Source organism: Candidatus Sulfuricurvum sp. RIFRC-1 (assembly GCF_000310245.1).
Taxonomy (GTDB): domain Bacteria; phylum Campylobacterota; class Campylobacteria; order Campylobacterales; family Sulfurimonadaceae; genus Sulfuricurvum.
This window is the reverse complement of record NC_020505.1, coordinates 786652-798704: the sequence shown is the minus strand read 5'-3', so window position 1 is coordinate 798704 and position 12053 is coordinate 786652. Positions and strand designations below refer to the sequence as shown.

The following is a 12053-nucleotide window of genomic DNA, read 5'->3' as shown; positions in this document are numbered from 1 at the left end:
TATGTTCAATCTATCCACCATCAAAGGAAAACTGGCCGCCTTAATGGCACTTAGTTTCATTACCTATGCCACATTGGGCTATCTTGCCTACTCTAATAACAAAGACGCCCAAAAAACTGCCGAAAGAATGGTTCTTCTCGGAGACATTCGTGCGTATACCAATGGTGCGATGATGGAGCTCCGTGGCTACCAACTCCTCTACAGTGAAGATTTCCTAAATCGTTACAACGAACGTAATAGCAAGTTGGCTGAAGCCGTTCAGAAACTAAAAGATATAACCCGTTCAAAAGAAAATCAAGAGCGTTTGTCAAACATCGCCTCTCATCATGCAGAGTGGGTTAAGCTCAATGAACCTCGTATCACTATCATTAGCGAAAATGAAAATGAAATACACAGTCTTGACTTCTTAGCAACACAAGAGGGGAAAAATCTTCAACGAATTACGAAAGAATCGGCTTCCAGCTATGAAGGAATTGTCAAAGAAGAGAGCGATTTGGTACAATCCATGCAGCAAAAAAATCTCGATACTCTCGATTCGAACGCAATGCTTATGGAAACCATCATCGCGATCAGTGCCTCTGTTATGATGATTATTTTTTATTTTATCATCCAAAATATTACTCATTCTATCGCGCGTCTTGAAGAGACTATCCAAGCGGTCGCCCAAAATCGTGACTTTACCCGCAGCACAAAGGTAGAAGGGAACGATGAACTTTCTCAAATGAGCCACAAAGTAAATGATCTTGTCAGTGTACTTCGCCAAGCCTTTCAAGGGATCCGTTCCGCATCAAGCGAAAATCTTTCGGTTTCGGCCGACCTCTCAGCGACTACTCTCGCTATCGGCAAAGCGGCCGAAGAAGAGTCCAAAATCGTTGCCCAAACGACCAATGAATCCGATCGTATGAAAGAGGCAATGAAAGCCTCTGCTGCAGAAGCCAAGGTGGTACAAGAAAAAGCGATCGGTGCACGCGAAAACCTTCAAGAAGCGCAATCGGCTCTTCATAACACCATCGAACAGCTCTCGCTCACGGTTCAAATGGAAGGGGAAATTAATGATCGTCTCAACTCCCTCTCTCAAGAAGCATCCCAAGTCAAACAAGTCCTTACCGTTATCGCCGATATCGCCGATCAAACGAATCTCCTTGCCCTTAATGCCGCGATCGAAGCAGCGCGTGCAGGTGAACATGGACGCGGATTTGCCGTTGTGGCGGATGAAGTGCGAAAACTGGCTGAACGTACCCAGAAAAGCCTTGTCGAAACGAATGCTACGGTTAATGTTATCGTTCAATCGATCAATGATATCACCGATCAGATGAACCACAATACTAAACGGATTGAGAGCCTCGTGGATGCATCCGCAGAAGTAAACGATCATACGGAAACTGCCGTCAGTGCTTTAGCCGATACGGTCCAAGCCATCGAAAAACTCTCAAACGACACTCAAACCAATGCCGCAACAACCGAATCGATCATCCAAAAAATCGGAAACATTAACGATCTCTCGACTTCGAATGCCCGCAGTGTCGAAGAAATCGCTGCTGCTGCTGAACATCTACACCAAATGACCGAACAGCTTACCGCACAAATTTCCGTCTTTCGAACGTAATACGTTTACAGCTTCCCTAAAATCCTAGGGAAGTTTATTGAATGAATTCAGTCTGCACTGTAAATCTTGTTTCTGCCACGCTTTTTAGCTTCATAAAGAGCTTCATCAATATAACCGATCGTTTCATGTATATTTTGATTTTTTTTGAGTTTTCCAATACCTATACTGATCGTAATCGGTTGTTCCAACTCAAAAGGGTACACTTCTACCGTATGTCGAAGGTTTTCAGCCACAACAGCAACCTCTTCTATCGAAGTGTGAGGAAGAATAACGATAAATTCTTCACCGCCCCATCGCCCAATCACATCGGTTTGACGGAGAGTCGTTTTAAAAATATGAGCGAGTAACCGTAAAATCGTATCTCCCGTTTGATGGCCGTATCGATCATTCACTGTCTTGAAATAGTCCACATCGATTATCATAATAGTGCACATATACGTTGGATATCGATCCACTTTTAGCTGCTCAATGCCCAACATTTCATCGGTTTTTTGCCGATTATACAACCCTGTCAGCTTATCTGTTATCGAAAGTTCAAGCAGTTTTGCGTTGTATTGCTTAAGGATAAAATAACGCCATGCAAACGCAAGGATTCCCAATAATACTATCCCCAGTACCTTCCAAATGAGAGAACGTTCAATCCATGCTACCTGCTCGATCGTCGATGACCAACGGTTATAAATAGTCTGCATCGTAGACTCATCGAGATGGAGAACCAATTTTTGAAAAATAGTATGGAGTATCGTTTCATCATTACGTACCGCGACATGTAATTCATCTTTTTCTTCCAATCGCGATGAAACTTTTAAGCTACCGGTATACTCTTTTTGAATATACGATGAAACAACCATCAAGTTATCAATATATCCATATATTTCGCCGTTTTCGACTTTTGTTAATCCATCACTAATCGATTCAACTTCGACAATGGTAAGTGCAGGATAATAAAATTTTAATCGATTAACAATTTCATACCCTTTGACTACTCCGATTTTTTCCCCTTTAAGAAGGGCTATACTTTCACTAAAAGGTTTCTCCATCGTTGTCACCATGACATACGGCAAAGCCAAATAGGCCGATGTGAAATCCAAATATTTCTCACGTTCAGGAGTTTTGGCTGCTAAGGATAAAATATCGCATTGACGATTTTTAGCCTTCTGCAATGATTCACTCCATGTAGATGTTTGAACCAACTCGATAGGAATACCGATTTTAGATTCGAAGGTTTTCATAATATCCGAAGCTATTCCGATATGTTTCCCCTCTCTGATTGCTTCTAACGGATACCATTCCGGGTCAACACACATCGTGATTTTTTTCTTTTCTGAAAGATAGGCTTTTTCACTGGCGGTGAGTTGAAAGGTATTTTTCGAACTGGCTACAATATCTTGAAATAAAAACTGTCCCAATTTTTGATCTTCACGGATAATACCGGCTCGAAGCAGCTGTTTAAAGAGACGTTGAGTGAGTTCGATGTTTGTTTCTCCGATACCGTACAAGTCCGTCATCATCAGTTTTTTAATCACTTTAGCTTCATAGGAAAGCGCTTCATAGGACTTTTTAACACCGTATTTTTTTTTCAGAATATCGTTCATTTCTCCGGGATGCTCGAGTGCATACTCCCAACCTCGATTGGTCGCTTCGATCAGCTTTTCGCCCCGTTTAGAATGTTCAGTTGCTTCTTCATACGAAGTAAAAAGATTTCCGGCATTCATCACAAATCCGTATTCAACCGGATCGATGATATCGTAAGGGATTTTAAGCCGATCAAGTTCATAAAGCTGGTTGGAGCGATACACACTCATTGCATCTATCTCACGGCGAATAAAAGGGTCAATGCTGAACGTTTGATCGATTAGACGGCTATTTTGAGGAGTAATGCCGAAATGGGAGAGTAAAAGGGACAAAGAGCTGTGTTTAAGCTCATTTTTTGTCCCCATGAGGGTTTTACCAATGAGATCAGCAGGGTTTTCGAGCCCTTTTTGAGCTACAAATATCAAAGGAGAATGGTGCAAATAGGTTGCCAACAAAACGATAGGGCGAACACGACCGTTTTCTACAACGATACTGCTGTTATAGATACCGTACTGGGCTTTATGGTTCAATACATCGGAAACGACATCAATGCCCCTCTGATACTCACGCAGCTCGACATCCAAGCCTGCTTCTTGATAAAAGCCTTTTTCTTTTGCCGCGACATAACCGGCATACTCAAACTGATATTTCCAATCGAGCTGGATCGATACTTTTTCCAACGCTGCACCGTTTAAAAGCGAAACCAGTGCTATACAAACAATGAAAAAACGTATCACCATGCACCAACCAATTTTCTACTCTCACAAAAGCATATTCTTTATTCTACACTTGAAAATATAAATATTTTCCTTAAATCAAAAAACTTAGCGACGTCCGTCATAATTACGTTTTTTAGGCTCATGGCGTCCACCGTCACGTTTTTGTGCCGGTTTGCCGCTGCGATCACCGCCGCTATTCCCGCCACGGTTTCCGCCTCCGCCGCCACGGCCGCGTTGAATCGGTTCGGCTTTGATAGAAGGATCAGGTTCGTACCCTTCTACGATACGGGATGGAAGCTTTTTATTGATCAATTTTTCGATGCCGCGCAGATAATCGGATTCATCGACACATACCAGTGAAAGTGCTTCTCCCTCGCATCCTGCACGCCCTGTTCGTCCAATACGGTGAACGTAATCCTCGGCGATATTAGGAAGCTCAAAATTTACCACATGCGGGAGTGCATCGATATCGATACCGCGCGCGGCGATATCGGTGGCGACCAGGACTCTAACCGAGCTAAGTTTAAAATCATTCAACGCTTTTGTACGTGCGGCTTGACTTTTATTACCGTGGATCGCGGCGGCAGTAATACCGATCTTTTGAAGATACTCGGTGAGTTTGTTGGCTCCGTGTTTGGTGCGGGTAAAGACGAGAACCTGTTCCCATTTATTTTTGCCGATGAGCTCTCCCAAAAGGGCACTTTTACGTTTGCAATCGACTAAGATTACACTTTGGGTTACAAGCTCGCTGGAGGTGTTGCGGCGTGCTACTTCGACTTCAGCCGGATTGCGCAACAAGGTATTTGCCAATGTTTTAATCTCATCCGAATAGGTCGCAGAGAACATAAGGTTTTGACGCACTTTCGGCAGTATGGTGATAACACGGCGAATATCGCGAATAAATCCCATATCGAGCATACGATCCGCTTCATCAAGGACAAAAACTTCTACCGCGCTCAAATCAACTGTCCCCTGCCCTACGTGATCGAGTAAACGTCCCGGAGTAGCGATAAGAATGTCGATTCCGTTTCTGAGCATCGTAATTTGAGGATTAATCCCCACCCCGCCGAAAATAACGGCACTTTTGAGGGGGAGATATTTACCGTAGATTTTGACACTATCCGCCACTTGTGCCGCAAGCTCACGTGTTGGCGTAAGGATAAGAGCACGGATTTTACGATGATTTTTCGGCATTTTTTGCTCACTGAGGATTTGGAGCATCGGGAGGGTAAAGCCAGCGGTTTTGCCGGTACCGGTTTGAGCCCCTGCGAGCATATCACGCCCTTCTAAGATATAAGGGATCGCTTGTGCCTGAACGGGCGTAGGGGTAGTATAGCCTTGGTCATTGATTGCTTTGAGCAACGAGTCATTTAGTTTTAAATCGGTGAAAGTCATAAAGGGATTCCTTTGGTGGTTCGGCCCAACCAAAGTCGCAACTGTGGACGGTTTTAGGCAAGGGGGAAAATTAGGTGAAAAGTGCAGTTTAACGCAAGTTCGTCAAGAGCGCCAACCGTAGGCGCAAATAATAGTGGTATTTTACCACACTCTCCTCTCAAAATTCCTATGTACGATTAACAGACGGGAAAAAAAGTTACGACGAGGCTAGAAGCCGTATAAAGGTATCACTGTAATAGACATCAAACTGATCTTCCATCTCTTGCCTCATGAGCATCAGCGCTTCGTAACTGGTGTAGCTCATACGATAAGTGCGCCGTGTGGTCAATGCATCGAAGACATCACACATACCGATAATACGTGCAAATTTAGGAATACGCTTACCACGCAATTTGCCTGGATACCCTTTCCCGTCGAGTTTTTCATGATGATAGCGAACGCCATCCAGAATTTTTTGGTTTACGATACCGTTTTTTTGCAGAATCTCCACCCCATATTCTGAATGCGCTTGAATAAGGATATACTCTTCATCATCCAAGGTCGAAGATTTATTCAGTATGCTCTTATTTATCCGTATGTTTCCGATATCGTGCAGCAATCCTACAAACGCTAAATCCAGTAAATCTTGTTGAGACAAACCGATTGATTTAGCTAGAATAATTGAAAATATTGCAACATTTGTACTGTGATGATGCGTACTGTATTCATGTGGAATTAATCGTAACACCTTCGGCATAAGATCCGTATCAATCGAATTTATGCATTGAAGCATCGATTCTATGCAAAGATTTAGGGCTTCGAGCGGTAGTGTTTCACTCATTTCCTCAAAGATGGATTCCAATAACAGTGTCGTCGTTGTATAAAGTGTCTCTAATTTTTCTTCATCATTCCTCAGCGATTCAATTTTTTCCTTGAGATCCATCACACTCAGCGCGACCTGTTGCAGATTCTTTAAAGGAAGATGATAATCTTGTGTTCCATGCATTTTTTTATAGATTTGTACTTTCTCACTATCGAGTGTCAAAATATAGATTGTCTCATTTTGTTTAACTCGATGGGCCAATTCAACCGTAATAAAAGTTCCGCTTTCAATGATGATGACGTAATCATCAAATCGTTTGATGAAGCAGTCAAAATCAATAACACTCTCTTCTACTAAAAACGTCGGTTTTATCGCAGTATATCTGTGGTTAATAACTCTTTTAACAACTTTATGCAAACTTTCATATCCTTTTTTTTATGATGCGGTCTATAACGTTTTCATCATTATGACACAACTCTATTGCGTCCATTTGCTTTCGCTTCGTATAACAACTCATCGGCACGATTCAACAAATGTTCAGCATCTTCATTCCCCTCGAGTGCGGCAACTCCAAACGAACAGGTGATCTGTCCGACACTCTCAAAATCTTCTTCATCAATCACCTTTCTAAGCATCTGTGCAATTTTAATGGCTTCACCGAGTTCAGAATCCGGTAACAGAAGAACAAATTCTTCCCCTCCCCAACGGGCTATAATATCACTTTTACGTATACGCTGTCGTACCAGTGCCGCGATCTGTTTTAACACAGCATCTCCAATGAGATGACCATAACGATCATTCACATTTTTAAAATGGTCAATGTCAAAAAAGATAATACTCAGAGGTTTTTCTCCTCTTCGTGCCATATTGATGGTATGCTGATACACCATGCTGAAATGGAGCCGATTAGGAACTCCCGTCAACGCATCCGTCATGGTTTGCATCTGCATCGTCGAAATATCGTTGAAAATCACAACATAACGGGTCTCTTCATTCACTTTCAGAACCGAAATACGGACTTCAAAAATCGTGGTAAGTCCATTGAATGTTATTTTTGCTTTATGAACTTTGAGAGGATGATCAATCATATATTCGGTCCAACGCTGGTCATCATGCATCGGCATCAGATATTCATTCGTATCTCCCTCTTCGAACAATTCACAGACACAATTATGCTCTTTTTTGAATGCTTCGATATTTGGATACTGCAAATATCCCAAAAATGAATCATTAGCGGCAATAAGATATTCTCCGTTGGTGACGATCACAGGAGAAGGAACGGAGTCGAGAATCATCTGAGCATACCGTTCCTGAAAACTCATTTTTTGCGTCACAATCGTATAAATCCGATCCACAATGACCACGCTCATCAGTATCAGGATTATCACTATAAGGGAAGATGCAACAATCATGTGTCGGACATGTGCACTGAAATCACTGACCGGACGGATAAACATAATCGCTCCGACCGGCTCCTCACGGTAATCTCCAACAGTTAACACATTCACTTCATAGCTTTGGTTAGCATGATGAATAATAGCATTTTCGAGTTTTGAACGCTCCTGAGCATATTTTTGTATCAGAGGACGAAATCCAGTGGGGATGTCTACTCCGATATAATCGCCGATAGCGATCAATTGAGTGATCCGTCCAAACATCCCCAAAGCATTTTCATTCACAAAGAAAAAAGATTCATACCCCGCAAACCGGCGAATTTTATCGGTGAAATAAGGGGCTGAAATACCAAACTCAACGGAACCGACATAGACTCCTTTATCAAATGCCGGAACAAGAATACGAAACGCCAGCCCCTGACGTCCCTCTTCAAACCCTGAAACACTTTGAGCACTTTTGTGTGCATGCGCTACCATCGAACGCTGTGCAGCAATTTTATCCCCATACACGTTCGGTTGATGAAGTCTGAGAAGGGATGTCCCGTCCGCATTATGAAACTGCATGACAACCAACCAAGGATTTTCGCGCTGCATCACTTCCCAACGGGGACGAACAAGCTCGTAAAGTTTATCATGATCTCTTGCTTTAAATGCTTTTATGATGCCCGGAGAACGGAGGTTGGCTTCGGCTCTGGAAGAATAAAAACGGATGGTATCGTGAAGCGTTTCATGATAGGTACGATGGACTTGATTGTACGCTTCACTAAGCCGCCGCTGATCTTCTTGCTTCTCATGATAGAGGTTATAAATCGTAATGATCGATGAAACGATAACGATCAGGAAACTCAAGATGAGAATGATTTTATATTTTATATTTTTCATCTTTTGATCTCCTCTTGCAAATAGTCTAAAATAGTATTGCGCTGATACTCTTCAAATGCTTCCAATGTCAATGGCCGACTAAACCAATACCCTTGATACGCGTAACACCCAAATGAAAGAAGCATATCGAGCTGTTCTTGTGTTTCAACCCCCTCAGCAATAACCGATAACCCCATACTATCGGCTAAGGCTATGGTTGATTTGCAGAGAATAGCATCATTAGGATCTGTTAAAACATCCCGTACAAAACTTTGGTCGATTTTGAGCTGATCGAGCGGAAGCCGTTTAAGATAGGAGAGCGAGGAATACCCTGTCCCGAAATCATCGAGTGAGAAACGGACCCCTTTTGCTTTTAGGTGCTCCATTTTCATGATTGTCTCTTCGACATTCTGAATCAGCAGACTTTCGGTGAGTTCGAGTTTCAAACGATCCGGGGCAGCACCGCTCTCTTCCAAAATTTTCAGAACCTGTTCCACGAAATCATTCTGATTAAACTGGCGTGCGCTCACATTCACCGCTACACTTAAAGATTTGAAGATCTCCTGAGCTGCCCAACGCGTAATTTGAGAACAAGCTGTTTTTAAAATCCACTCTCCCAGCGGTAAAATAAGCCCCGTCTCTTCTGCAATCGGAATAAATTCCGCCGGTGATACGATCCCTCGCTGCGGATGGTTCCAGCGAACCAATACTTCGACTCCGTAAGCTCTCCCGTCTTGCCGTACCTGCGGCTGATAATAGAGAAGAAACTGCTCCTCTTCGATTCCTCTGCGGATCTCCTCTTCGAGCAATGCACGCTCTTTGAGAGAACTTTCCATTTTTGGATCAAAAAAGCTCAGAGCATTTCGCCCTCCCTCTTTGGATTTATACATTGCCAAATCGGCCTGCTTCATCAGTTCATCATCGCTCACTTCATCTCCGTTAAAGAGGGTAGCTCCGATACTGGCAGTCGATTGATACGTTGTCCCCTCCAGTTCATACGGTACATTCAAAACTGTCAAGATTTTTTTACCGATCATCTCACACGATGCTGCGGCATGTTGTTCTTCCCTTCCCAAGCCTGAGAGGAGAACAACAAACTCATCACCTCCCAACCGTGCAACGCTGTCTTCATCACGGACACAGCTCATAAGCCGCTGGGCCGATTGGCGCAGCAGATTGTCCCCCGTTGCATGCCCCAACGTATCGTTCAGTGTTTTAAAGTTATCCAAATCGATAAATAAAAGAGCGTAAAATTGTTTATTTCGATCACTCAATACACGCGCCTGATTGATTCGGTCAATTAGCAATGTACGGTTAGGCAGTGCCGTCAAAGAATCAAAAAATGCCAACCTGTTAATCGCCTCCTCCGCCGTTTTACGTTCACTGATATCCTGAACCGTCCCCATAGAACGTAATGGGGTCCCCTCTTCATCAAAATCATTCATTCCAACTTCATGAACCCATTTTATCCGCCCGTCTTCCATCAAAAGACGATGTACCACCTCATATGGCTGCTTGTTTTTGAGGGAATTAAGATAGGCACTGTTGACCAACTCTTGATCTTCGGGATGGATTCGGCTCAAGAAGGTTTCATACGTTGCCCCAAAACGTTCACTATCGACTTCAAATATCCGATAAACTTCATCCGACCACACAAGGGTATTTTCTCTCAAATCAAGAGACCAACTCCCCATACGTGCAAAATGCTGTGCTTCATTAAGCATTTTCGCAGTTAAAAGGAGTTTGAGCTGCATCTCTTTTTGCGCCGTAATATCTTCATACGTCCCTAAGATTCCGATAATTTCTCCCGAACTGTTTTTAAGCGGTACTTTTGAAGTACTCAGCCAAATACTCTCTCCATCTTGTGTCGTTTGTTCTTCTTCGTAAAAAAGTTTCGATTCCCCCGACTCCATTACGGCATGATCATCCTCACGGTAAAGATCAGCTTGCGGAGCCCATCGCATTTGATAATCGTCTTTTCCGATAAGTTCCTGCGGTAATTTCAATCCTGCATCGTGGGCAAAAAGGGTATTACACCCCAAATAGCGCAATGTTTTGCTTTTCCAAAAAACACGAATCGGAATCGTATCAATAATCGTATTCAGAAGATTACGCGATTCGATAATCGCATCTTCGGCTTTTTGCCACGCCGTAATATCGGTATGATTTCCACGATATCCGACTAATCGCCCATCAGGCGAAATGATCGGGATACCGTTCGTCATGAACCAAATATTGATTCCATCTTTAGTCACCGCTCTATTTTTAACATTGCTAAAGGGCTCTTTGCGTTCAAAAACCTCAAAAGCAGCTTTCATAAATGCTTCTCGTCCGCTGATGGGATGAAAATCATAAAAATACTTTCCTATCACTTCTTCACGCGTGTAACCTAAAACTTCATATGCGACATCACTCACAAAGGTATACATACCCTCAATATCCACTTCCCAAGCAATACTTCGGCTGTGTCGCGCCAGCTGTTCCAAACGCTGCTGACTCTCATACAAATAGTGCTGTTGATTTTTTATCCCCTTATCGGTTCGGCGAAGCAGCAAATAGACAAACGTGGTGACCAATCCAATCACTACCAATCCCAGCATCGCACCAATCATCGTCTCATCGAAAAACTCGACATTTTCATTGGTGATATTCCTCATGATAAAGAGATTGCCCACCTCTTTACCGGATACATCTTTGAGATTTACCATCGAGACGCGATAGGTATTCCCCTGCGCATAAACCTCTTCATCCTCCTCTTTGAGTACCTGTCGCATCTCTAATTGTTGATTCATCATCTCTACCAAAGGAGGAGAGAGCTTCTCGAGTGATGAGTAGATAAGAACATCATTTTTGAGAAGATTCCAATTCCCTTCCCGGGAGAGTAATCGCATCCCTTGTTCCCAATCGGAATGCTTTAACCCCTTTTTATGTAAAACGACTGCGACATGATTGTAAGATTGGAAATGGAGTTGTTGAAGTACATCTTCGATCTCTTTGCCCAGTTCAATGTATCCGATCAGTTCATTATCCACGATCACAGGTTGAACCACTCTAAGGGTTAATGTCCCCATAGGACCTATCTCAAGCCCCGATGAACTTTTATGTGTCCACTCCGCTTCCAATGCGGTAAAACGGTTAATCACATCCCCTTTTTTCCCGGGGTTATGAACTCTCAGCAAACAAACACGATTTTTATCCAAAAAATAAAAATGGGTAAGGCTGTTTTCCTCTTTCATTTTTTCAAAAACATCTTGCCAGCGTATCAAAAGGGTATTACTGTCTCCTTCACGCAACGCTTTTAGGACTACGGGATCGTTTGCGATCGGTTTGATGGCGAGAGAGAGTGCTGAAGATTGTTCATTCAGCAATACTTCCATGTCGTGATTGAGTTCAGCAATATTATTATGAAATGTGTCATGCAGATAGTGGAAATGCAGTTGGTAAAGTAATAGACCTGCTCCAAATGTACACACAAAGATGAGCAGTGTCAGGGGGATCATTAAACGTCGCGTCAAAGGCTTGGGTTGAATCCACTTACAGTCATGCAATTGCCATAGAAACGTATTGTATTCTTTCAATTTTTCTGCTTTGTCTAAAAATGTTATTGTTTTAATTCGTTATAAGAATACCGCTTTGATCCTTTGGGGTTACTTATGTATGCAGAAGCAAAAGAGGGCAAAGAATAGATGTTGGGAACCTCT

Annotated in this window: 6 protein-coding genes; 1 reads left to right on the top strand and 5 read right to left on the bottom strand. The window is 42.8% G+C overall.

Features of this window, described 5'->3' with window-relative positions; genetic code table 11:
- Position 1: 1 nt before the first annotated feature.
- Positions 2-1606 (top strand): HAMP domain-containing methyl-accepting chemotaxis protein, encoded by a 1605-nt coding sequence (locus B649_RS04135; RefSeq protein ID WP_015653247.1) that lies wholly within the window; start codon positions 2-4, stop codon positions 1604-1606.
- A 47-nt stretch (positions 1607-1653) separates the two neighbouring features.
- Here B649_RS04135 and B649_RS04130 read toward each other — a convergent pair whose 3' ends face one another.
- The 5 genes from B649_RS04130 to B649_RS12100 form a co-directional block, all read right to left on the bottom strand.
- Complete coding sequence (locus tag B649_RS04130; RefSeq protein ID WP_015653246.1) at positions 1654-3921, bottom strand: diguanylate cyclase; 2268 nt, start codon at positions 3919-3921, stop codon at positions 1654-1656.
- Between the two features lie 84 nt (positions 3922-4005).
- Positions 4006-5295, bottom strand: coding sequence for a DEAD/DEAH box helicase (locus B649_RS04125; protein ID WP_015653245.1), 1290 nt, complete (start codon positions 5293-5295; stop codon positions 4006-4008).
- Between the two features lie 196 nt (positions 5296-5491).
- Positions 5492-6514 carry an HD domain-containing phosphohydrolase gene (locus B649_RS12110; protein ID WP_015653244.1) on the bottom strand — a complete coding sequence of 341 codons (1023 nt, stop codon included), beginning with the start codon at positions 6512-6514 and terminating at the stop codon, positions 5492-5494.
- A gap of 47 nt (positions 6515-6561) precedes the next feature.
- Positions 6562-8373, bottom strand: a complete 1812-nt coding sequence (locus tag B649_RS12105; RefSeq protein WP_015653243.1) for a diguanylate cyclase — start codon at positions 8371-8373, stop codon at positions 6562-6564.
- Complete coding sequence (locus B649_RS12100) at positions 8370-11930, bottom strand: EAL domain-containing protein (protein ID WP_291750937.1); 3561 nt, start codon at positions 11928-11930, stop codon at positions 8370-8372. The genes B649_RS12105 and B649_RS12100 overlap by 4 nt, the downstream gene beginning before the upstream one ends.
- Positions 11931-12053 lie beyond the last annotated feature (123 nt).

Excerpts from the sequence above, each read along its gene's own strand:
- B649_RS04135 (WP_015653247.1), top strand. The coding sequence starts at position 2 with ATGTTCAATCTATCCACCATCAAAGGAAAACTGGCCGCCTTAATGGCA.
- B649_RS04130 (WP_015653246.1), bottom strand. The coding sequence starts at position 3,921 with ATGGTGATACGTTTTTTCATTGTTTGTATAGCACTGGTTTCGCTTTTA.
- B649_RS04125 (WP_015653245.1), bottom strand. The coding sequence starts at position 5,295 with ATGACTTTCACCGATTTAAAACTAAATGACTCGTTGCTCAAAGCAATC.
- B649_RS12105 (WP_015653243.1), bottom strand. The coding sequence starts at position 8,373 with ATGAAAAATATAAAATATAAAATCATTCTCATCTTGAGTTTCCTGATC.